Below are 21,883 nucleotides of genomic sequence, written 5' to 3' on the forward strand. Positions count from 1 at the left end.
GGGATCCTGTACTTTCCAGAACTGGAAAAAATCATCAATTCCCTTTAAAATCATTCAGATAAATCATTATCGGCATTCATTCCCCCCCTGTGCATAGCCGGGCGAGGATCGGTTACAAAAACAGCGATCCTCGCGCCGGATCCCAGGAGTTGGAGTGAGCGCCCCGGATCAGGAGCCCCAGATGCCCAGCAATCCCCAGTCAGAGCAAGAGTTGCTGACCCGCGCCTATGCCATGGCGGGCCTGCCGCTGGCCCAGCTCGCGGCCAGCGCCGGGATCCCGGTGCCGCGGGATCTGCGCCGCGACAAGGGTTGGGTCGGCCAGCTGATCGAGTGGCAGCTGGGGGCCAGCGCGGGCAGCAAGCCGGAGCAGGACTTCCCGGATCTCGGCATAGAGCTCAAGACGATCCCGGTGGATCCGGCGGGCAAGCCGCTCGAGACCACCTTCGTCTGTGTGGCCCCCCTCATCGGTGTCAGCGGCCAGCGCTGGGAGGAGTCGAACGTGCGCAACAAGCTGTCACGGGTGCTCTGGATCCCGGTGGAAGGCAGTCGCGAGATCCCCATCGGCGAGCGCCGGATCGGCATGCCCCTGTTGTGGAGTCCGAGCGAGGAGGAGGACGACCTGCTGCGCCAGGACTGGGAAGAGCTGATGGACATGATAGTGCTGGGGGAGGTGGAGCAGATCAGCGCTCGCCATGGCCAGGTCATGCAGCTGCGCCCCAAGGCGGCCAACAACAAGGCGCTGACCCGCGCCATCGGCCGCAACGGCCAACCGATCCAGACCCTGCCACGGGGTTTCTACCTCAAGATAGGCTTCACCCACGGCCTGCTGCAACGCCACTTCGCCCTGCCCATTTGACCCTGGCTATCAACATTCCTGTCATAAGCTGGTATAAAAACAACCAGCAGTACTTTCTTCGCAGTCAATGACAAGGAGGCGTTATGCCGATCAACAAGCAGTTTCTCAAGTCCCGTCCCGAGGTCAAGGTGACCTTTGCAGTGGAAAAAGAGGCCGCCGGTGAGGCGGAGCAGATCTGGCTGCTGGGGGAGTTCAGCCAGTGGCACCCCATCGAACTCAAACGGATGAAGAGTGGGGAGTTCAAGACCACCCTCAACCTGCCCACCGATGGCCCCAGCCATTTCGAATTCTGCTATCAGCTGGTGCAGCCGGATGGGGAGACCCATTACGACAACGACTGGGCGGCGGATGACTATGTGCCCGGCCCCTTCGGGCGGGACAACTCGGTGGTGCGGGTCAGCCAGCCGAGTTGAAGCTCGGGTTGCCGCACCGCAGAGACAAAAAAGGCTCGCCAATGGCGAGCCTTTTCACTACCTGTCGAGCTATTCGTCGACATACCGACACCAATTCGAATCGAATTAGTTGAGCTTCTCTTTGATACGAGCAGCTTTGCCGGACAGGTTGCGCAGGTAGTACAGTTTGGCGCGGCGAACATCACCACGACGCTTCAGTTCTACACTGTGGATCAGCGGAGAGTGAGTCTGGAATACACGCTCAACACCTTCGCCGTTGGAGATCTTGCGAACGGTGAAAGCAGAGTGCAGACCGCGGTTACGCTTGGCAATCACGATGCCTTCGAAAGCCTGCAGACGCTCTTTACCACCTTCTTTAACACGAACTTGAACACGTACGGTGTCGCCCTGGGCAAAAGCCGGGATGTCGGTACGCAGTTGCTCTTGTTCAAGCTGCTGAATAATCTTGCTCATTGTCTTTCCTTACCTAGGATAAACTGAAAACTCTACTAAACGCTGTCACGCACTTCGCGGACATACTCGGCAAGAAGTACTTCTTGCTCGTCAGTCAGAGCTAGGTTGTTAATAAGTTCCGGCCTTCTCTGCCAGGTTCGTCCGAGCGATTGCTTGAGTCGCCAGCGCCGAATCACTTCGTGATTGCCGCTTGTCAGCGCCTCGGGCACCGCCAATCCATCCAACAACTCCGGCCGAGTGTAGTGGGGATGATCCAGCAGGCCATCCGTGAAGGAGTCCTGCTCGGCACTGGCCTGATCGCCCAAGACCCCGGGGACCAGACGCGAAACCGCATCGATCAGGGTCATGGCAGGCAGTTCGCCACCACTTAACACGTAATCCCCGATAGACCACTCTTCGTCGACTTCGGTTTGTATCACGCGTTCATCGATACCTTCGTATCGACCGGCTACCAGAATCAATTTCTGATTCGTCGCCAACTCGGTTACGCCCGCTTGAGTCAGCTTGCGTCCCTGAGGGGAGAGATAGATGACTTTCGCCCCGTCTCCCGCCGCTTGCTTGGCCGCGTGAATCGCATCACGCAGCGGCTGAACCATCATCAACATGCCGGGCCCACCACCATAAGGACGATCATCGACCGTACGGTGTTTGTCGTGGGTGAAGTCCCGGGGGTTCCAGCACTCAATCTGCAGCAGGCCACTCTTGACGGCCCGACCCGTTACCCCGTGCTCGGTAATGGCTCGGAACATTTCCGGGAAGAGGCTGATCACCCCAATCCACATAAGAAACCTCCGGCACCCGTGTTAGCGCGGGAAACTAGAAACCAGGATCCCAATCAACTTCGATTGTGCGAGCAGTCAGATCAATATGCTTGATCACCTGCTCTTCCAGGAACGGAATCAACCGCTCCTTCGCACCGAAGGCATCTTTTACATTGGCCTCAACCACCAACACATCGTTGGAGCCGGTTTCCATCAATTCGGTCACCTTGCCCAGGTCGTATCCCTTGGTGGTTTTTACGGTGCAACCGATGAGGTCACGCCAGTAGAATTCACCTTCGGGCAACGCGGGCAACAGATCAGCGTTAACGCCAATCTCGACGTTGGTCAATGCCAGGGCATCCTCGCGCACATCGATACCATCGAGCTTGCAGATCAGACCCTTGTTGTGACGTTTCCAAGCCGAAACCCGGATCTCACGCCACGCCCCGTTCTGATTGATCAGCCAGGGGTTGTAATCGAAAATCGCTTCGGCAACATCGGTGAAGGAGTTCACTTTAAGCCAGCCCTTGATACCGTAAACGGTGCCCAGGGTGCCCAGAACTACAGGTTTTTCCACCTTAACTCCCTACCGTTTGGCTGATTAAGCAGCTTTAGCAGCGTCTTTGATCAGCTTGGCAACGCGGTCAGAAACAGCGGCACCAGTAGCAACCCAATGCTCGATACGAGCCAGGTCCAGGTTCAGCTTTTCAGCGTTACCAGCAGCAACCGGGTTGAAGAAACCAACGCGCTCGATGAAACGACCGTCGCGGGCGTTACGGCTGTCAGCAACTACTACCTGGTAGAACGGACGCTTTTTCGCGCCACCACGTTGTAAACGAATGGTTACCATATCGTCCTCATAAACATCTAATGAACAAGGCCCGCAAATACGCGGACCCTAGCTTAAAATAAGCCGCATAATTCTACTTGGATTCGTAATAATTGCAACCAAGCCAGCCACTTTTTGCACAAGGATGAGAATGAAAAGGGCTCACCTCTGGTGAGCCCTTGCATTGCCGGCTGTCCCCCTGGGATTAGAAGGGGCCGCGACCGCCACCGAAGCCCGGCGGCAACATGTTCTTCATCTGTCCCATCATCTTGCGCATGCCGCCCTTGCCGGACATCTTCTTCATCATGCGCTGCATCTCGGTGAACTGCTTGAGCAGCTTGTTCACGTCCTGTACCTGCATGCCGGAGCCGGCGGCGATGCGGCGCTTGCGAGAGCCCTTGATGAGATCGGGATGGGCGCGCTCCTTCGGGGTCATGGAGCTGATGATGGCCTCCATGCGCACGGTGAGCTTGTCATCCATCTGATCCTTTACGTTGTCCGGCAGGCCGGACATGCCGGGCAGCTTGTCGAGCATGCCCATCATGCCGCCCATGTTGCGCATCTGGGCCAGCTGCTCACGGAAGTCTTCCAGATCGAAGCCCTTGCCGCTCTTGACCTTGCTGGCCAGCTTGGCGGCCTTCTCTTTATCGACGGTGCGCTCCACCTCCTCGATGAGGGAGAGCACATCCCCCATGCCGAGGATACGGGAGGCAAGACGGTCCGGGTGGAAGGGCTCCAGCGCGTCTGTCTTCTCCCCCATACCGATGAACTTGACCGGCTTGCCGGTGATGTGGCGCACGGACAGGGCGGCACCGCCGCGGGCATCGCCGTCCGCCTTGGTGAGGATCACACCGGTAAGCGGCAGCGCCTCGTTGAACGCCTTGGCGGTGTTCGCGGCATCCTGACCCGTCATGGCGTCCACCACGAACAGGGTCTCGACCGGCTTGATGGTGGCGTGCAGATCCTGGATCTCCGCCATCATCTCCCCGTCGACGTGCAGACGACCGGCGGTATCGACGATCACCACGTCATAGAATTTCTTGCGCGCCTGATCGATGGCGGCGGTGGCGATGGCCACCGGCTTCTGGGTCACGTCGCTCGGGAAGAAGTCGACGCCGATGTCGCCCGCCAGGGTTTCCAGCTGCTTGATGGCCGCCGGACGGTAAACGTCCGCACTGACCACCAGCACCTTCTTCTTGCTGCGCTCTTTGAGCAGCTTGGCCAGCTTGCCCACCGTAGTCGTCTTGCCGGCCCCCTGCAGACCCGCCATCAGTATGATGGCCGGCGGCTGGGCGGCGAGATTGAGCTGCTCGTTCGCCTCCCCCATCACGGAGACCAGTTCGCCGTGGACTATCTTGATGAAGGCCTGACCCGGGCTCAGGGACTTGGCCACTTCCTGGCCGACCGCCCGCTCCTTGACCCGCGCCACGAAGTCACGCACGACCGGCAGGGCGACGTCCGCCTCGAGCAGCGCCATGCGCACTTCACGCAAGGTATCCTTGATGTTCTCTTCGGTCAGTCGACCACGGCCACTGACATTGCGCAGGGTGCGCGAGAGTCGTTCAGTCAAATTCTCAAACATGACGCATTCCGGTTCTTGGCGTAACAATTGGGGGGCATTATACCCCAGTCAGCCCTGTGGGACGATTATTCACCGCAAGGAGCGATGGCGACCGGCTTACAAGCAAGCGCAGCAAGTAATAAATCGGGGGGCATTATACCTCATACCTAACACAGTCCAGTAAGGACGATTATTCACCGCACGGCTGTGGCCAGCCCTCTGCGGTTGCCCCCGAATCCTGCCTATATATGGGCAGATCGGCGGCAGCTATATGGGCAGATCGGCGGCAGCACAACTGGCGAGCATATCTTGTGCAAGGTATACTGCCTCTCTTATTCCATAAAGCTTGCCTAACAACGACCTGGTTATGATCGTGATCTCCATCCTGGCCCTGGCGTTTTATCTGCTGGCCATCATCGCCTCGCTGCACCTGCTGCTCAGCGCCAAACCCGTCGGGCAAGTCTCGCTGTTCGCCTGTGTCGGCCTGGCCCTGACAGCCCATGGCGTCGCGGTCGGCAGCGAAGTCCTGGCCACCCAGTCGGGTCAGAACCTCAGCATGCTGAACGTCGCCTCCCTGGTCAGCCTCATCATCAGCTGCTTCATGACCTGCGTCACCCGCCGCTTCAACGGCTGGATCCTGCTCCCCGTGGTCTACAGCTTCTCCGCCTTGCTGCTGGCGGCGAGCGCCCTCATTCCGGGTCGCTACATCACCCATCTGGAAGCCCATCCCCAGCTGCTGCTGCACATAGGTCTGGCCCTGATGGCCTACTCGGTGCTGATGATCGCCTGCCTGTTTGCCCTTCAGCTCGCCTGTCTGGACAGACAGCTTAAATCCAGGAAAATCAGCAGCCTGCCTGCCATGCCTCCGCTGATGACGGTGGAACGACGGCTGTTCCAGCTCATCTCGGCCGGCCTCTTCCTGCTGACCCTCTCCATCGCCTCCGGCCTCTTCTTCCTCGAGGACATGTTCGCTCAGGGCAAGTCCCACAAGGCGGTGCTCTCGATCCTGGCCTGGTGCGTCTATGTGCTGCTGCTGTGGGGCCACCATACCCGCGGCTGGCGCGGCCGCAAGGTCATCACGCTGAGCCTCATCGGCAGCGTCATCCTGACTCTGGCCTACTTTGGCAGCCGCTTCGTCAAGGAAGTCTTGCTGAGCTGACGGCTCGGCCCTCCCCCATCATTCAACAGGAGCCCTTCTTGGACAGTATCTCAACGAGTACATTGCTGATTGTGCTCGTTATCTTGATCCTCTTGTCAGCCTTCTTCTCCAGTTCCGAAACCGGTCTGATGTCCCTCAACCGCTACAAGTTGCGGCATCTGGCCCAGACCAAGCACAAGGCCGCCCGCCGGGTTGAGAAGCTGCTGGCGAGGCCGGATCGCCTGCTCGGTCTCATCCTCATCGGCAACAACCTGGTCAACATCCTGGCCTCCGCCATCGCCACCATAGTCTGCATCCGGCTGTTCGGGGATCTCGGCGTCGCCATCGCCACCTTCGGCCTGACCCTGGTGGTGCTGGTGTTCGGGGAGGTAACCCCCAAGACCCTGGCGGCCATGTTCCCTGAGCGTATCGCCTATCCCGCTTCCTGGGTACTCAAGGGGTTGATGGTGCCGCTCTCCCCCTTCGTCTGGCTCATCAACGGCATCACCAACCTCTTGCTCAAGCTGATGCGGCTGGATCACCGCAAGGATGACTCCCTCAACACCGAGGAGCTGCGCACCATAGTGAACGAGGCGGGCAGCCTCATTCCCCAGCGTCATCAGGAGATGCTCATCAGCATCCTGGATCTGGACAAGATGACGGTGGAGAACATCATGGTGCCGCGCAACGAGATCTCCGCCATCGACATCAACGATGACTGGAAGACCATACTGCGCCAGCTGGCCCACTGTGCTCACACCAAGATCCTGCTGTATCGCGACAACATCGACGATGTTGTCGGTTTTTTTCACGTCAGAGATGCACTCAGACTGGTGGCCAGGGATCAGTTCAGCAAGTCCAGCCTGCTCCGGGAAGTGGATCCCATCTACTTCATTCCTGAAGGGACCCCCCTCAACGTGCAGTTGGCCAAGTTCCAGCGCAACAAGGAGCGGATCGGGCTGATCGTCGACGAATACGGGGATATTCAGGGGCTGATCACCCTGGACGACATTCTCGAAGAGATAGTCGGGGACTTCACCACCTCCATGGCGCCGGCGCCGAGCGACGAGATCCATCCCCAGCCCGACGGCTCCTTCCTGGTGGAAGGCTCAGCCAATATCCGCGAGCTGAACAAGGAGATGAACTGGCATCTGCCCATGGACGGCCCACGTACCCTCAACGGGGCCATCCTGGAATACCTGGAAGAGATCCCCCAACCCAACATCAGCGTCCGCCTCGCGGGCTATCCCATCGAGATCCTCGAAGTGGAGAACAACATGGTGAAAATGGCGCGGATCATGCCTCATCTATACCGTAACGAGTCGGGTTACGAGGATTGAAAAAAGGCTGCCGATGGCAGCCTTTTTCGTCTCATTCGTTCTCGTCGTCCGGTTCCAGCACCAGGGTCGGGATCATCTCCCCAAACACCCGCTGCAGCTCGTCGCGATTGGCCAGCAAGTCTTTCAGGGTGTAGCCATCCATCACCGCCAGGAAGGCGTTCATCGCCTCCTTCAGGGCGCTCTTGAGCAGGCAGACCGAGACGATGTGACAGACGGGCGAGTTGCAGTCGATGCCGTCCAGGTTGCCCTCCAGCGCCCGGATCACCTGGCCTATGTTCACCTCCTCCGGCGCGCAGGCCATGCGGATCCCGCCGTTCTTGCCGCGCTGGGACTGCAGATAGCCCAGCTTCACCAGCTGGTTCACCACCTTCACCATGTGGTTGCGGGACACGTCGTACAAGGCGGACACCTTGGCCACGCTCGACAGCTCCCCTTCCGGCAGCGTGGCCAGATAGAGCAGGGCTCTCAATCCAAAATCGGTATAGCTAGTCAGTCTCATAATGCCTGTGGCGCATAGCGCAGAAAAATTGGTTATTGATTCAGATCAATTAAACATCTAGGATGCCACTTATTAAATGACATTCTAGATGTTCAATTAGAAAGGATCCCTATGTTAGATCAAGCCACCATCACCGTCATCAAAAGTACCATTCCCTTGCTCGAATCGGCGGGCCCCGCCCTCACCCAGCACTTCTATCAGCGCATGTTCAGCCACAACCCCGAGCTGAAGGATATTTTCAACCTGGCGCACCAGCGCAGCGGTGGCCAACCCCTGGCCCTGTTCAACGCCGTCGCGGCCTACGCCAAGAATATCGACAACCTGGGTGCCCTGTCCGGTGCGGTGGAACGCATCGCCCACAAGCACACGGGTTTCCTGATCCAACCGGAACAATATCACATTGTGGGTAGTCATCTCTTGGCCACGCTCAAAGAATTGGGTGGCGAAGCGGTCACCGACGAGGTGCTGGACGCCTGGGGCAAGGCTTATGGGGTGCTGGCCAGCATCTTCATCGGCCGCGAGAGCGAGATTTATCGGGAGAAGGCGGCGCAGCAAGGCGGCTGGCAAGGTGCCCGCCCCTTCATCATTCGGGAGAAGCGCAAGGAGAGCGAGCTCATCACCTCCTTCGTGCTGGCCCCCGCAGACGGCCAGGCCGTGCTGCGCTTCAAGCCGGGCCAATACCTCAGCATCCAGCTCAATCACCCCGAACTCGAGTATCAGGAGATCCGCCAGTACTCCCTCTCCGATGCACCCAACGGCCGTGACTACCGCATCAGCGTCAAGCGCGAGTCAGAAGGCCAGGTCTCCAACCTGCTGCACGACGTGCTGCAAGTCGGTGACGAGGTGGCGCTGATGCCGCCCACCGGTGACTTCTTCCTGCAGGCCGATACCCGCACGCCCGTGGTGTTGCTCTCCGCCGGTGTGGGTCTGACCCCCATGCTGAGCATGCTGAACCAGCTGCTGGCCAACGGCCATGACGCCGAGATCCGCTGGCTGCACGCCTGCGAGCACGGCGCCCTGCACGCCTTCAAGGAGGAGATACGCGAGAAGAGCCGGCAGCATGTCAGGCTGGAGAGCCGGGTCTGGTATCGGGAGCCGGGGGTGCAGGACGAGCAAGGGAAGGACTATGACTTCGCCGGCACCCTGGATATTGAACGGGTCAGCGGCCTCATCCCGGCGGATGCCCACTTCTACTTCTGCGGTCCCCTCGGCTTCATGAAATCGGTGAAGGGGCAGCTGAGCAGCCTCGGCGTGTCTGCCGACAAGATGCATTACGAGGTGTTCGGCCCCCATCAGGATCTCTGAAGCTGACCGGTCCTGACATGCAGCGAGGCCCACCGCCAGGGTGGGCCTCGTCGTATCCGCAGGGCAAGAAAGAGGCTCAGCGCATCGCCTTGGCCCGCGCGATGGCATTGGCCGGCATGCGGTTGCCGAGCCGACTCAGCAGGCTGGCCGCCTTCTGGTGCGTCGCCTTGTCGCCGATGACGGCGCCGTGCAGCCAGTGATAGGCCTCCTCATAATCCAGCGGACTCCCCATCCCCTGCAGCAGCATCTCAACCCATTCGATCTGTGCCCGCAAGAAACCCAGGCTCGCCGCCTCCCGCATCAGGGTCTCGGCGCGCACCAGATCCTTTTGCACCAGGATGCCCTTCCAGTAATAGCGGCCGAGCTGCTCCAACGCGGGCGCCAATCCCTGATTGGCCGCCTCCCGCATATATTGCACCCCTATCTCGGCATCGGGTTTGATGCAGACCCCCCAGGCCAGCATGTCCCCCCACAGGAACTGATAGGCCGGGATCTTCATCACCGAGGCGCGTGCCTCGATATCCTGGGTCAGCTGGCACCTGTCCTGCTTCACCTGGGTCAGATGGCGCCCCTGCTCTATCCAGTTGAGCAGCTCATCCTGCCGATAGAGCGGCACCGCCTTCAGCTCACCCGTGGCGATGGGGGTGGGAGTGACGGGCTTGGGCTGTGGCGCCGAAGCCTGGGCCTGGGTCGAGATCGGCGCGGCCTGGGCCGGAGCCGGGGGCGCCGCCATGGCTCCTGCCACCCCGGGGGCCATGATGGGCGATGAAATGGGGGCGGCGAGATTGTCCGTGCTGGGGGCAACGGGGGCTGGCGCAGCATTCGCGGAAGACAAGGCCGTCGAGACGGCAGACGAGGCCGGTGTCGCGGACAGGGAAGGCGCTGCGGAGGATGCCGGACTCAGGGTGGCCGGGGCAGCCGAGACACTCTCTGCCCCCTGCAAGGGGAGGCTGCATAGACAGATAAGGCCGACGAGGGAACTGGGTTTTATCATAGGGATCTCCTGCTGCCTCCTGTTATCGGCCGCCTCCCCCGTTTCGTTAGCCCCTCACCAGAAATGACAAAGGGGAGCCGAGGCTCCCCTTGTGACGACTCAAACGGCTTATTTGACGAAGTCGATACCCAGCTGGATGTCGGCCTTCAGGGTGGCCAGCATGCTGTTCATGGCTTCTTGCTCGAAGGCGCTCAGCTTGCCGTAGTCCAGCACGGACTCGACGCCGTTCTTGCCGAGCAGCACAGGCTGCGCGAAGAAGGTGGCATGCTCGCCGTTGCCTTCCACATAGGCGCACTCGATGACGTTCGCTTCGCCCTGCAGGCCCTTGATCAGGGACAGACCGAAGCGGCAGGCCGCCTGACCCATGGACAGGGTGGCAGAGCCTCCACCGGCCTTGGCTTCCACCACTTCGGTACCGGCATTCTGGATGCGCTTGGTCATGGCGGCGACCTCATCGGCGCTGAAGCTGGCCCCTTCGATCTGGGACAGCAGCGGCAGAATGGTCACGCCACTGTGGCCACCGATCACGTTGATGCGGACCTTGTCGACGTTCAGGCCCTTGGCCTCGGCCACGAAGGTCTCGCCACGGATGACGTCCAGGGTGGTGACGCCGAACAGGCGACGCTTGTCATAGACACCGGCCTTCTTCAGCACTTCGGCGGCGATGGCGACCGTGGTGTTGACCGGGTTGGTGATGATGCCGATCAGCGCCTTCGGGCAGCTGACCGCACACTTCTCCACCAGATTCTTGACGATACCGGCGTTGATGTTGAACAGGTCGGAACGATCCATGCCGGGCTTGCGAGCCACGCCGGCGGAGATCAGCACGACATCGGCGCCGACCAGAGCCGGGCTCGGATCTTCACCGCAGAAACCTTTTACTTTCACGTCAGTCGGGATGTGGCTCAGATCGGCTGCAACACCCGGGGTGACCGGGGCAATGTCATACAGGCTCAATTCGGAACCAGCAGGCAGGCGATTTTTCAACAGCAGAGCGAGGGCTTGGCCGATGCCACCGGCGGCACCCAGAACGGCAACTTTCATGATCAACTCCATGTTCAAGCGTAGGTTTAAGGTTGTTTCTTGTTGGGATTAAGACGGCTTCTTATTGTGGGCATCACCTTAAAGGATCCCCTGGTAAAAAACAATCTGATAACAGTTGTAATCACAGGTTCTGTGAGCCAGGGAGCAGCGACGAGGAAAACAGAGAGGAATATGCGATTAATGGGAGGAAAAGCACAGATTTTCTGTGCTCACCTCACCATTAAGAGGTAAAAACGACTGCCTTATGCCTGGAATGCCAGAGCCCTGCGCTCGCACCAGCGGAAACCAATTGTTAACAATCCATTCATGGTCAGGTAGAGGGCGCCCGCCACGGTGAACACCGCCAGGGTGTCATAGGTCTGGGCATTGAGGCGCTGGGCCAGCCCCATGATGTCCATGATGGTGATGGTGCTGGCGAGCGAGCTCCCCTTGAGCACCAGGATCACCTCGTTGGAGTAGGCGGGCACCAGCCGGCGGGCGGCATGGCGCGTCTTCATCCACAGGGTCTGGCCGGCGGAGAAGCCGAGCGCCCGGCAGGCCTCCACCTCACCGGCGGGGATGGCGTCGAGGGCCCCCTTGAACAGCCGGGTGGAATAGGCAGCAGTGTTGAAGCCGAGCGCCAGCACGGCGCAGAACCAGGGCTGCTTGAGCAGCGGCCAGAGCGGACTTGCTTTGAGCCACTCGAACTGACCGGGGCCGTAGTAGATGAGGAAGATCTGTATGAGCAGGGGCGTGCCGGTGAAGATCAGCACCCAGAGCTGCACCAGCTGGGTGGCGACCGGAATGCGGCGCTCCAGCACCCAGGTCATGGCGGCGGCCAGCAGCACGCCGAGCAGCAAGCTGAACGCGGTGAGCTGCAGGGTGATGGCCAACCCCCCCAGCAGGGTTATGAGATAGTCCTGCATGGTCAGCCTCCGTAGCGGCGGGTATAGCGGGCAGCCTGCTTGAGGCCAAACTCACTCACCAGGCTGATGGCCAGATAAATGAGGGCTGCTGCGGCATACCAGGTGAAGGGTTCATAGGTGCTGGCCGAGGCCATCTGCGCCTGGCGCATCATCTCGTTCACCCCGATCAGGGAGACCAGGGCCGTATCTTTCAGCAGCACCAGCCACTGATTGCCGAGCCCGGGCAGGGCGTGACGCCAGGCCTGGGGCAGCACGATGCGAAAGAAGATGTGTCCCTTGCCAAGCCCGAGGGCCATGGCCGCCAGCCGCTGACCGGCCGGCACCGCATTGAGGGCGGCCCGCAGGGTCTGGGTGGCATAGCTCGCGAACAGCAGGGAGAGCGCCAGCACGCCGCAGGCGAACGGGCTGAACTCCACGTACTCGCCGGTGATGAGGAACAGCACCTGGGTCGAGCCGAAGTAGATGAACAGCACCACCAGCAGCTCGGGCAGGCCGCGGATCAGGGTGGTCAGCGTGGCCACTGGCCACACCAACCAATTCCGCTTGCTGAGCTCGGCGGCGCTGAACCCCAGCGCCAGCACCATGCCGCCCACCAGAGACGCCAGGGCCAGCCCCAGCGTCATCCAGGCCGCATCCAACAACAGACTCAACATGGCTTATTGCTGCGCGAAGTATTTGTCATAGATCTTCTGATAGGTGCCGTTGGCCTTGATCTCGGCCAGCCCCTTGTTCAGTTGACCCAAGAGCTCTTGATTGTCCTTGGCCACCGCGATGCCAAAGCCGGTACCGAAGTACTTGGTGTCAGTCACCGGGGAACCTATCACACCGTAATCCTTGTGCTGCTTCAGCCAGTCGGCGGCGACGGCGGTGTCGGCGAAGACGCCGTCGGTGCGGCCGTTCATCATGTCGAGGAAGGCGCTCTGGTAGCTGGCGTACGGCACGGTCAGCAAACCCTTGCCGATCCAGTTATCCACCAGATAGGACTGGTGAGAGGAGCCGTTCTGCACGCCGACCGTCTTGTCGACCATCTCTTCCGGCCCCTTGAAGGCGCCCTTCTTGGCCACGAACACGGCGGAATTCTGGTAATAGATGTCGGAGAAATCGACCTGGGCGGCCCGCTCCGGGGTCACGTCCATGGCGGCGATGGCGGCGTCATAGCGACGGAACTTCAGGCTCGGGATCAGGCTGTCGAAGGCCTGGTTGTGGAAGCTGCACTCCAGCTTGGCCTGGGCGCAGATGGCGCGGGCCAGGTCGATGTCGAAGCCCTGGAACTCGTTCTTGTCATCCAGGTATTCGAACGGTGCGTAGGTCGCCTCGGTGGCGAACTTGATCTCCTTGGCCAACACCGAGGTGCTCAGCAGGCCCATGGCCGCAACCAGCAACAGACTCTTTTTCATGACAGCTTCCTTATCGATTCAATATCAATGCATCAAGAATTCGGCAAACCGGCTGGTTTGCGGGGCCTGGAAGATGGCGGCGCTACCGGACTCGATGATCCGCCCCTTCTCCAGATAGATCACCTGACTGGCCACCTTGCGGGCGAACTCCACCTCGTGGGTCACCACCACCTGGGTAATGCCGGTCTGGCTCAGGGTGCGGATGATCTCCGCCACCTCTTTGGTAATTTCAGGATCGAGCGCCGCGGTGGGCTCGTCAAACAGCAGCACCTGGGGATCCATCATCAGGGTGCGGGCGATGGCCACCCGCTGCTGCTGGCCACCGGACAGACGCGCCGGCCAGGCGTCGCGCTTGTCCGCGAGCTGCAACTGGGTCAGCAGATAACTGCCCTTCTCGATGGCGGCCTCACGACTCATGCCGAGCACCTTGACCGGGGCCTCGATGAGGTTCTCCATCACGGTGAGATGGGGCCAGAGGTTGTACTGCTGGAACACCATGCCCACCTTGCGACGCAGGGCCTGGGCCTGGCGATTGAATTCAGCCGGGGAGAGGTCGCTCGGGAAAGAAAATTCACTGTCAGCGATGCGCAGCACACCGGCGTCCGGGGTATCCAGCAGGTTCATCATGCGCAACAGCGAACTCTTGCCCGCACCGCTCGGGCCCAGTAATACCAAGGTCTCGCCGGGAGCGGTCTTGAAGCTGACCTGCTGCAGTACCTGCACCTTGTGCCAGGATTTCTCGATGCCGATTAATTCAATACCCATACGACCTAATTGAATAAGTTTTCAAAATTTCGTCCTGATTCTAGCGCCGGCATAAGTGGATGCAAGCTATATTTGAATCAATATGCAGAAGAAGCGCCGCTTCCTTGCCAAAACCGGCATATGAATGCAAAATAGCAGCGCTGTTCGTATCTGCCGCCTGAGCGTGACAGGCGGCCACACCCCTCATTCGTGAGTCCAAGATGAAACATAACGACAAGCAAGAAAAACTGGCCAAGGCCTTTAAAGCCCTGCTAAAAGAGGAGCGCTTTGGCTCCCAGGCAGAGATAGTCACCGCCTTGCAAGAGATGGGCTTCGAGAACATCAACCAATCCAAGGTCTCGCGCATGCTGAGCCGCTTCGGCGCCGTCCGCACCCGCAACGCCAAAATGGAGATGGTCTACTGCCTGCCGGTGGAACTGGGTGTGCCGACCACCTCCAGCCCCCTCAAGAACCTGGTACTGGACGTCGACCACAACGGCGCCCTGGTGGTGATCCACACCAGCCCAGGTGCCGCCCAGCTGATCGCCCGCCTGCTCGACTCCCTCGGCAAGGCCGAAGGGATCCTCGGCACCATAGCCGGTGACGATACCATCTTCATCACACCGACCAGCGACACCGATATCGAGGAACTCTATCTCTCGGCCCTCGAGCTGTTCGAACAGACCCCCTGATCAGGCTGGCCTCCCGGCCCGTGACCTGAACGAAAAATCCCGGCCTAGGCCGGGATTTTTGTTATCTGGGCTGCCTGCTGGCCGCCTGACGGTTAGTCGGGCTCTGTTGCCCGGCGCCAGCGATGGGCCGACGGGGTCGGGGCCCGTATGTCGGCGCATTCCTTCAACGTGTTCGCGCCGTTATTTACCCTGCGACAGCAGGAAATCTTGCGAGGGTGCGAACAGCGCCACCCCGGTCACCGCCTTGGTGAAGCGCAGCAGGTGATCGTAGTGGCTGCCCTCCCCCTTGTACATGCTCGCCAGCATGGCGTTGAAGTGCTGCGGGGTGCGGCAGCAGGAGATGAAGTAGAGCCCCTGCTCCTGCATGGTGCCCCAGGGCATGCTCTGGCGCAGTATCTCCATGGACTCCCCCTTGGGAGTCTTGAGGTTGACCCGCTTGATGTGGGAGGTCAGCGGCTTGTCGGCGGACTCATACTCGATGTTGTCGACCTTGGTGCGGCCAATGATGTCTTCCTGTTCCTTGGTCGCCAGCTTCTGCCAGTCGGTCAGGGCATGGACCCAGCGCTGCACGTGGATGTAAGAGCCGCCAGCGAACTCGCCACCCTCCAGCAGTGCCACCTCGGCCCTGTGCCCGTCCTGCGGGTTCTCGGTACCATCGACGAAGCCGGTGAGATCCCGGTAATCCAGGTTGCGGAAGCCCCGTACCTCTTCGGCCAACTCCACCAGACCCGTCAGCAACGCCATGACGCGGTGGCCGGCGTGATGCAGCACATCCACCCGGTCGGCGCGCAGTTGCACGAAGAGATCGAAGGGGGTGCTCGGTGCCTCCTGACCATTGGCGGACTGGGCCATAAAGCCACGGAACTGGGGCGGACGGGCGGCCGGGTAGATGGCATCCCAGCCTTCGGCGCCCACGGCCACCAGGCCGCTGAAACCGGCATCGGGGAAGTCGGCACTCACCGCATCCCACAGCAGCGGCAGCTTGGCCAGACGGGCCGCCAGCTCGGCGCCATCACCGGTGCGATTGAACATCAGATAGAGGGCGTGCAGATTCGGCTCTGCGCAGATCCCGGCTTGGGCTTTCATTTCTCTCTCCAAAGACATTGGCTAAGGGCGTGGCGGGATTATAAACCGGAACCGGGTCAATTCCTTGATTTCACATCGCTATCAGGGCAAAGAGTCGAACAGCACCAGGGCATGGGGGGCGACCGTCACCCTCACCCTATCCCCTTCGACGGGCTCCCCCGTGCTGGCCTCCAGCAGTTGTTCCCCGCACGCCAGCAGCACCCGGCAGTGGTGACCGAGGAACTGCTGTTCCCGTATAACCAGCCCCCCTTCGACTGCCGCCGTCAGCGCCAGCTGCTGGGGCCTGAGCATCAGCTGCAGCCGCTCACCGACGGCGCGGCCGTGGGGCTCCTGACCGCAGATCCGCCCCAGGGCCGTCTCGACACAGCGCTCGTCCACCACCTCGGCGGCCAGGTAGTTGACCCCGCCGAGAAACTCCGCCACGAAGCGATTCTGTGGGCGGCGATAGAGCCGCTCCGGCTCCCCCACCTGCTCGATATGGCCGGCCCGAAACAGCGCCAGCCGATCGGCGAAGGCGAACGCCTCCTCCTTGCTGTGGCTGACGAAGATGGCCCCTATGCCCTGGCGCTTGAGCAGGGCGCGGATCTCGAGGATGAGCTTCATCCGCACCTGGGTGTCGATGTTGGAAAAGGGCTCGTCCAGCAGCATCAGCCGCGGCTTGCACACCAGGGCGCGAGCGATGGCGACCCGCTGCTGCTGACCGCCGGAGAGCTGATGGGGGTAGCGCTCCCCCAGCCCCTGCAGGTTGACCAGGGCCAGCGCCTCCTCCACCTGCTGCTGGCGGGAACTGCGATCGAGCCGGGTCAGGCCGAAGCCGACGTTGTCGGCCACCGTCAGATGTGGAAACAGGGCGTAATCCTGGAAGATCATGCCGATGTTGCGCGCCTCCGGCGCCAGGCTAGTCCCCGGCCCGTCCAGCAGGGTCTCGCCGAGCCGGATCTCCCCTTGCACCAGCGGCAGCAGGCCGGCTACAGCCTTGAGCAACGTGGTCTTGCCACAACCGCTCGCACCGAGCAGGCAGACGATCTCGTTGTCGGCCACTCGCAGGGATAGTTGCTCCAGCACGGGGCGACCGTTGTAGTGGCAGCTGACCTTCTCGATATTCAGGCAAGACAAGGCTCGTCTCCTTTGTTCTTTGACGCCAGACCGGACATGGGCTCAGTGACCCTGGCTGTCCAGGCTGCGGTTGATCCAGATGAGGGGCACCAGCCCCACCAGCACGATGACGATGGCGCCGAGCGCCCCCCGCTCCAGCATCTCGTCCGAAACGAACTGATAGACGTGGGTCGCCAGGGTCTCGAAGTTGAACGGCCTCAGCAACAGGGCGGCGGGCAGCTCCTTCATGGATTCGATAAACACCAGCAGGGCACCGGCGAACAGGCCGCGCCGCACCAGGGGCAGGTGCACCCGCCGCAACATGCCCCCGCTCCCCTGCCCCAGGGAGCGGGCCGCCGCATCCAGGCTCGGGGAGATCTTGCCCATGCTGCTCTCCACCGAGCCGATGGCGATGGCCACGAAGCGCACCAGATAGCCGAAGACGATGGCGGTGAGGGTGCCGGTCAGCAGCAGGCCCGGCCCCTGCATCCCGAGCCAGTCGGCCAGATCGTTGATGCCAAAATCCAGCGCCGTCAACGGCACCAGCACCCCGATGGCGAGCACGGTACCCGGCATGGCGTAACCCATGGCGGCGATGCGCAGGGGCAGCAGGCTGCGAGCACTGCCATCGAGGCGGCGGCAGAAGCCGAGCAGCAGGGCGACAGCCATGGCCAGCAGGGCGGTCAGGGCCGAGATAAGCAGACTATTGCCGGCGAAGCGCACAAATTCCGGCGTCCAGGAGAGCGCGAAGTAGCGCACCCCGTAGTCGAGCAGGATGGCGAACGGCAGGGCGAAGCCCGCCAGCACCAGGCCCCAGCACCAGAGGCCGGCCAGCAGGCGAGGCAAGCCCTTGAGGGGGTAGCTCAGGGGCGCCTCATGGCCCATGGACTTCTGGAACACCTGCTGGCGCCGGCGGGAGCGGCGCTCCAGCGCGATCAGCAGCACCACGGCCAGCAGCATCAGGCAGGAGAGCTTGGCGGCGGTGGCCAGGCTGCCGTAGCCGAGCCAGGTGTCGTAGATGGCGGTGGTGAGGGTGTTGAGGGCGAAGAAGTGGACGGTGGCGAAGTCGGCCAGGGTCTCCATCGCCACCAGGGAGGCGGCCACCATGATGGCGGGGCGCGCCAACGGCAGACTCAGGCGGCGAAAGCTCTGCCAGGGGCTGCAGCCGAGCAGCCGGCTGGAGTGAATGAGGCTGACGGACTGCTCCAGGAAGGAGGCGCGGGCCAGCAGATAGACGTAAGGGAAGAGCACCAGGGCCAGCACCCAGGCGGCGCCCCCCAGGGTACGAATGGCCGGGAACCAGTAATCCGCCGGGCTCTGCCAGCCGAACAGGGCGCGCAGCCCCCCCTGCAAGGGGCCCGAGTAGTCGAGCAAGTCGGTATAGACGTAGGCGACGATATAGGAAGGCATGGCCATGGGCAGCATCAGCGCCCACTGCAGGGCACGGCGCCCCGGCACCTGACACATGGCCACCAGCCAGGCGGTGGGTACGCCGAACAGCAGGCTGAGCCCCACCACCCCCAGCACCAGGCCGGCTGTGTTGCCGAGGTAGTCCGGCAAGACGGTGTCGGCGAGATGGGAGAACAGCTCCCCGTCCGCCGAGAAGGCGGAGAAGACGAGGGCGAGTACGGGTAAACCCAGCAGCAGGGCGCTCGCCCAACTGCCGGCAATCCAACCAGGATGTTTCATGAGATCACAGAGGTTGATGGGGCCGACGGCCCCATCCGATTAGAGGTCGAACTTCACTTCATCCAGCAGCTGCAAGGCATCCTTGCGGTGCTTGGCGTAGTCGCTGACCGGCAGGGCGTCAGACTTGAAGCTGCCCCAGGATTTGACCATGGCGGACGGCTCGACACCGGCCTTGACCGGGTACTCGGCGTTCACGTCCGCGTACATGTGCTGGGCGGTGTCGCCGGAGAGGAACTCCATCAGCTTCTGGGCCGCTTCCTTGTTCTTGGCGTACTTGGTCATGGCCACGCCGCTCACGTTGACGTGGGCACCGCGATCGGCCTGGTTCGGGAAGTTGATCTCCACCGCGTCGGCCCAGGACTTCTGCGCCGGATCCTTCAGCATGGCGCCGAGGTAGTAGCTGTTGCCGAGCGACAGGTCACAGATGCCGTCCTTGATCGCCTTGACCTGATCCCGATCGTTGCCCTGGGGCTTGCGCGCCAGGTTGGCCTTGACCCCTTCCAGCCAGGTCTTGGTGTCGGCCATGCCGTGGTGGACGATCATGGAGGAGACCAGGGCCAGGTTGTACTCGTGCTTGCCGCTGCGGGTACAAATCTTCCCTTTGAACTCAGGCTTCACCAGATCTTCATAGCGGATGGTGTCGAGCTTGCCGAGACGATCCTTGCTGGAGTAGATGGCGCGCACCCGGGTGGTCAGGGCGAACCACTTGTTGTCCGGATCCCGATAGATGGCGGGGATGTTCTCCTGCAGGGTCTTGCTGTCAACGGCCCGCACCAGATCCTTGTCCACCAGATCGGTCAGGCGGCTGATGTCGACGGTCAGCATCAGGTCGGCCGGGGAGAGCTTGCCTTCCCGCTCCAGACGCTCGTTCAGCCCCTCTTTGGCGAACACCACATTGACCTTGATCCCCGTCTCCTTCTCGAACTGCTGGATGATGGGCTTGATCAGCTCATCCTGGCGGTTGGAGTAGACATTCACTTCCCCGGCGGCAAAGGCCGACTGGGCGACCAGGGTGGAGAAGGCCAGCGCCAGCATCTTCATTTTCATCGTCCGTTCCTTGTGTTGCGTCTCATTGATAATTATTTTTTTTTGCATTCTGCCCGAGGCGCAACCCAGGGATCAAGGCGATTCAGGGAGACAGGATCACATATTCAAACATCGACCAAACAAAAGAGACCGGATGGTGTCCCATCCGGTCTCTCGATGATAATTCACTCGATACTTTGGCTTGCCTGGCACGTCCTGCTGCCCATCCCCATTCAGACCCGTGACACGGGGGATCCGGCTGCCGGGATCACAGGGCCTCGTCGTCGCTCTCGCCGGTACGGATCCGCACCGCCTGCAGCAGGTCGTAGACGAAGATCTTGCCATCGCCGATCTTGCCGGTGTAGGCCGCCTTGCAGATGGCCTCTATCACCCCTTCCACGTTGTCATCGGCGGTGGCGATCTCCAGCTTCACCTTGGGCAGGAAGTCGACCTGATACTCGGCTCCCCGGTATAATTCGGTGTGACCCTTCTGGCGGCCGAAACCCTTGACCTCGGACACGGTCAGGCCCTCGACCCCCAGGTTGGCGATGGCCTCGCGCACGTCGTCCAACTTGAAGGGTTTGATAATCGCAGTAATCAGCTTCATCTGGTTGCTCCCAATCCATGGTATGTCCTGCAAGAGTCATCAATTCTTGTGCCAAGTATTTTTATTGTTTATTTTCATAAAGATAGGCTTTAACCCTTGGGCCATTAGGGCCCGGGATCACCAAGGAAGCGCAACTCGCCCCATAATGAGGCACCAAGCTGCACCAGACTCCCTTGATGCACCAAATGAGAGCATCACCCCATGTTAGTCATCTCCAACAGCGTGACCATTCCCTGGCATGAGCTGCAGTTCCAGACCATGCGCGCCCAGGGCAACGGCGGCCAGCACGTCAACAAGACAGACTCCGCCGTCTGGTTGCGCTTCGATTACCGGGACTCCCCCAGCCTGACCCCCCTCTACAAGGAGGGGCTGGAGCGGCTCGCCGACAGCCGGGTTCACGATGGCTTCATCCAGATCAGGGTCGAGACCCACCGCAGCCAGGACATGAACCGCAAGGAGGCCATGAACCGTCTGGTGGAGCTGCTGAAGAAGGCCGCCTGGCGACCCAAGGCGCGTCACGCCACCAAGCCGACCCGCAGCTCCCAGCGCAAGCGCGTCGACGCCAAGAAGCGCAAGGGGGAGATAAAATCCACCCGCGGCAAACCCGGGCTGGACTAGCCCCTTCACCCATCAGAGGGAAACAGTGCAGATACGATACGGTTTTTGTGACAGTGCCATCGGGCCCCTGCTCGTCGCCATCGACAAGGATGGCTTGCGCCACGTGGAATTTGTGCAGGGAGAGCGCCCCATCCAGCCGGCGCCGGAGTGGCTGAGGGATGACCAGGCCTTGGCCCCCTTTGTCGCCCAGTTCGAGGCCTATTTCGCCGGCCGCCTGCAGCGCTTCGACCTGCCGCTGGCCGCCCGGGGCACGGCCTTCCAGCAAGCGGTCTGGCAGGCCCTGTGCGACATCCCCTATGGCGAGACCGTCAGCTACCTCGACATCGCCAACGCCATCGGCAACCCCAAGGCGGTGCGCGCCGTGGGGGCCGCCAACGGCCAGAACCCCCTGAGCATCATAGTGCCCTGCCATCGCGTCATCGGCCGCAGCGGCAAGCTGGTCGGCTACGGCGGCGGCCTGCCCATCAAGCAATGGCTGCTGGCGCTGGAGCAATCAGGCCGTGACTTCACCCTCACCCCCTGACTGACACGATGGCCGAGCCGGGGTGGCCACCCCACTAGCAGGCAACCGCAGGGCTTCGGGGGCATAGCCCTCCCTGTCTCAGGGAGGCGGGATCTCTTGGTCGCGCCGTGAAATTGGGGCCATTCAAAATAAAACGCTGATTATTTAAATAAACACAGCATCAGGTGCATGCCGCATGGGCTGGCGGCAGCGTTTATCAAAATGAACACAGTATGAAGAATCGCCTCAGAAGGGCTTCAGAGAGTGGCAGGCATGATGGCCCTGTACCTGGATGGCATGGCTCATCCCTCATCCAGGTAGCACCCATG

25 protein-coding genes are annotated in these 21,883 nt (G+C 61.2%); 8 read left to right on the forward strand and 17 right to left on the reverse strand.

From position 1 onward, the window contains the following. Window positions 1-181: 181 nt before the first annotated feature. Complete coding sequence (gene mutH / locus ACT5M9_RS08730; protein ID WP_457981962.1) at window positions 182-856, forward strand: DNA mismatch repair endonuclease MutH; 675 nt, start codon at window positions 182-184, stop codon at window positions 854-856. Window positions 857-939: 83 nt separating this feature from the next. After that, the gene (locus ACT5M9_RS08735; protein WP_438550668.1) at window positions 940-1,269 is read left to right on the forward strand and encodes an isoamylase early set domain-containing protein; all 330 of its coding nucleotides are present in this window, start codon (window positions 940-942) and stop codon (window positions 1,267-1,269) included. 105 nt (window positions 1,270-1,374) lie between these two features. On the opposite strand, the gene rplS is transcribed toward ACT5M9_RS08735, so the two are convergent. The 5 genes from rplS to ffh form a co-directional block, all read right to left on the reverse strand. Further along, on the reverse strand, window positions 1,375-1,722 hold the full coding sequence (rplS, locus tag ACT5M9_RS08740) for a 50S ribosomal protein L19 (protein WP_005313505.1): 348 nt from the start codon (window positions 1,720-1,722) through the stop codon (window positions 1,375-1,377). A gap of 35 nt (window positions 1,723-1,757) precedes the next feature. After that, complete coding sequence (trmD, locus tag ACT5M9_RS08745) at window positions 1,758-2,504, reverse strand: tRNA (guanosine(37)-N1)-methyltransferase TrmD (RefSeq protein WP_438550669.1); 747 nt, start codon at window positions 2,502-2,504, stop codon at window positions 1,758-1,760. A gap of 34 nt (window positions 2,505-2,538) precedes the next feature. Further along, window positions 2,539-3,060, reverse strand: coding sequence for a ribosome maturation factor RimM (rimM, locus tag ACT5M9_RS08750; RefSeq protein WP_438550670.1), 522 nt, complete (start codon window positions 3,058-3,060; stop codon window positions 2,539-2,541). Between the two features lie 24 nt (window positions 3,061-3,084). After that, window positions 3,085-3,333, reverse strand: coding sequence for a 30S ribosomal protein S16 (gene rpsP, locus ACT5M9_RS08755; RefSeq protein ID WP_010673084.1), 249 nt, complete (start codon window positions 3,331-3,333; stop codon window positions 3,085-3,087). Between the two features lie 184 nt (window positions 3,334-3,517). Further along, the gene (gene ffh, locus ACT5M9_RS08760) at window positions 3,518-4,894 is read right to left on the reverse strand and encodes a signal recognition particle protein (protein ID WP_457981961.1); all 1,377 of its coding nucleotides are present in this window, start codon (window positions 4,892-4,894) and stop codon (window positions 3,518-3,520) included. A gap of 346 nt (window positions 4,895-5,240) precedes the next feature. On the opposite strand from ffh, the gene ACT5M9_RS08765 reads away from it, so the two are divergent. After that, on the forward strand, window positions 5,241-6,032 hold the full coding sequence (locus ACT5M9_RS08765; protein WP_438550672.1) for a cytochrome C assembly family protein: 792 nt from the start codon (window positions 5,241-5,243) through the stop codon (window positions 6,030-6,032). 38 nt (window positions 6,033-6,070) lie between these two features. Next, complete coding sequence (locus ACT5M9_RS08770; RefSeq protein WP_438550673.1) at window positions 6,071-7,351, forward strand: HlyC/CorC family transporter; 1,281 nt, start codon at window positions 6,071-6,073, stop codon at window positions 7,349-7,351. Between the two features lie 31 nt (window positions 7,352-7,382). Here ACT5M9_RS08770 and ACT5M9_RS08775 read toward each other — a convergent pair whose 3' ends face one another. After that, window positions 7,383-7,850, reverse strand: a complete 468-nt coding sequence (locus ACT5M9_RS08775) for an Rrf2 family transcriptional regulator (protein WP_349919680.1) — start codon at window positions 7,848-7,850, stop codon at window positions 7,383-7,385. 111 nt (window positions 7,851-7,961) lie between these two features. Between ACT5M9_RS08775 and hmpA the strand changes: the two genes are divergently transcribed. Beyond that, window positions 7,962-9,155 carry an NO-inducible flavohemoprotein gene (gene hmpA / locus ACT5M9_RS08780; RefSeq protein WP_457981960.1) on the forward strand — a complete coding sequence of 398 codons (1,194 nt, stop codon included), beginning with the start codon at window positions 7,962-7,964 and terminating at the stop codon, window positions 9,153-9,155. Window positions 9,156-9,231: 76 nt separating this feature from the next. Here hmpA and ACT5M9_RS08785 read toward each other — a convergent pair whose 3' ends face one another. The 6 genes from ACT5M9_RS08785 to ACT5M9_RS08810 form a co-directional block, all read right to left on the reverse strand. Further along, on the reverse strand, window positions 9,232-9,888 hold the full coding sequence (locus ACT5M9_RS08785) for a tetratricopeptide repeat protein (protein WP_457982046.1): 657 nt from the start codon (window positions 9,886-9,888) through the stop codon (window positions 9,232-9,234). Window positions 9,889-10,257: 369 nt separating this feature from the next. Then, window positions 10,258-11,193, reverse strand: coding sequence for a malate dehydrogenase (mdh, locus tag ACT5M9_RS08790; protein ID WP_457981959.1), 936 nt, complete (start codon window positions 11,191-11,193; stop codon window positions 10,258-10,260). Between the two features lie 242 nt (window positions 11,194-11,435). Continuing rightward, a complete protein-coding gene (artM, locus tag ACT5M9_RS08795) occupies window positions 11,436-12,098 on the reverse strand; it encodes an arginine ABC transporter permease ArtM (RefSeq protein WP_457981958.1) in 663 nt (220 codons plus the stop codon). A gap of 2 nt (window positions 12,099-12,100) precedes the next feature. After that, complete coding sequence (gene artQ, locus ACT5M9_RS08800) at window positions 12,101-12,751, reverse strand: arginine ABC transporter permease ArtQ (protein WP_438550678.1); 651 nt, start codon at window positions 12,749-12,751, stop codon at window positions 12,101-12,103. 3 nt (window positions 12,752-12,754) lie between these two features. Next, window positions 12,755-13,495, reverse strand: coding sequence for a transporter substrate-binding domain-containing protein (locus tag ACT5M9_RS08805; RefSeq protein ID WP_457981957.1), 741 nt, complete (start codon window positions 13,493-13,495; stop codon window positions 12,755-12,757). Between the two features lie 24 nt (window positions 13,496-13,519). After that, window positions 13,520-14,260 (reverse strand): ATP-binding cassette domain-containing protein, encoded by a 741-nt coding sequence (locus tag ACT5M9_RS08810; RefSeq protein ID WP_438550680.1) that lies wholly within the window; start codon window positions 14,258-14,260, stop codon window positions 13,520-13,522. A gap of 200 nt (window positions 14,261-14,460) precedes the next feature. Here ACT5M9_RS08810 and argR point away from each other — a divergent pair, with 200 nt between their 5' ends. Further along, window positions 14,461-14,931: a transcriptional regulator ArgR gene (argR, locus tag ACT5M9_RS08815; RefSeq protein ID WP_005308670.1), complete on the forward strand. Its 471-nt coding sequence runs from the start codon at window positions 14,461-14,463 to the stop codon at window positions 14,929-14,931. Between the two features lie 180 nt (window positions 14,932-15,111). Here the strand turns inward: argR and ACT5M9_RS08820 are convergent, their stop codons facing one another. The 5 genes from ACT5M9_RS08820 to glnK all read right to left on the reverse strand — a co-directional run bounded on the left by ACT5M9_RS08820 (window position 15,112) and on the right by glnK (window position 20,434). Continuing rightward, window positions 15,112-16,017: a Dyp-type peroxidase gene (locus ACT5M9_RS08820; protein WP_457981956.1), complete on the reverse strand. Its 906-nt coding sequence runs from the start codon at window positions 16,015-16,017 to the stop codon at window positions 15,112-15,114. 81 nt (window positions 16,018-16,098) lie between these two features. Beyond that, window positions 16,099-17,133, reverse strand: a complete 1,035-nt coding sequence (locus ACT5M9_RS08825) for an ABC transporter ATP-binding protein (protein WP_457981955.1) — start codon at window positions 17,131-17,133, stop codon at window positions 16,099-16,101. 42 nt (window positions 17,134-17,175) lie between these two features. Further along, entirely contained in the window at window positions 17,176-18,801 is a 1,626-nt protein-coding gene (locus ACT5M9_RS08830) for an ABC transporter permease (protein ID WP_457981954.1), read from the reverse strand. A gap of 39 nt (window positions 18,802-18,840) precedes the next feature. Then, complete coding sequence (locus tag ACT5M9_RS08835; RefSeq protein ID WP_457981953.1) at window positions 18,841-19,848, reverse strand: Fe(3+) ABC transporter substrate-binding protein; 1,008 nt, start codon at window positions 19,846-19,848, stop codon at window positions 18,841-18,843. Between the two features lie 247 nt (window positions 19,849-20,095). After that, the gene (glnK, locus tag ACT5M9_RS08840; RefSeq protein WP_011704615.1) at window positions 20,096-20,434 is read right to left on the reverse strand and encodes a P-II family nitrogen regulator; all 339 of its coding nucleotides are present in this window, start codon (window positions 20,432-20,434) and stop codon (window positions 20,096-20,098) included. Between the two features lie 201 nt (window positions 20,435-20,635). Here glnK and arfB point away from each other — a divergent pair, with 201 nt between their 5' ends. Then, window positions 20,636-21,052 (forward strand): alternative ribosome rescue aminoacyl-tRNA hydrolase ArfB, encoded by a 417-nt coding sequence (arfB, locus tag ACT5M9_RS08845; protein WP_438550685.1) that lies wholly within the window; start codon window positions 20,636-20,638, stop codon window positions 21,050-21,052. Window positions 21,053-21,083: 31 nt separating this feature from the next. Then, entirely contained in the window at window positions 21,084-21,575 is a 492-nt protein-coding gene (locus ACT5M9_RS08850) for a methylated-DNA--[protein]-cysteine S-methyltransferase (protein WP_457982045.1), read from the forward strand. The last annotated feature ends 308 nt before the right edge of the window (window positions 21,576-21,883 follow it).

Source organism: Aeromonas sp. AE23HZ002T15 (assembly GCF_054165525.2).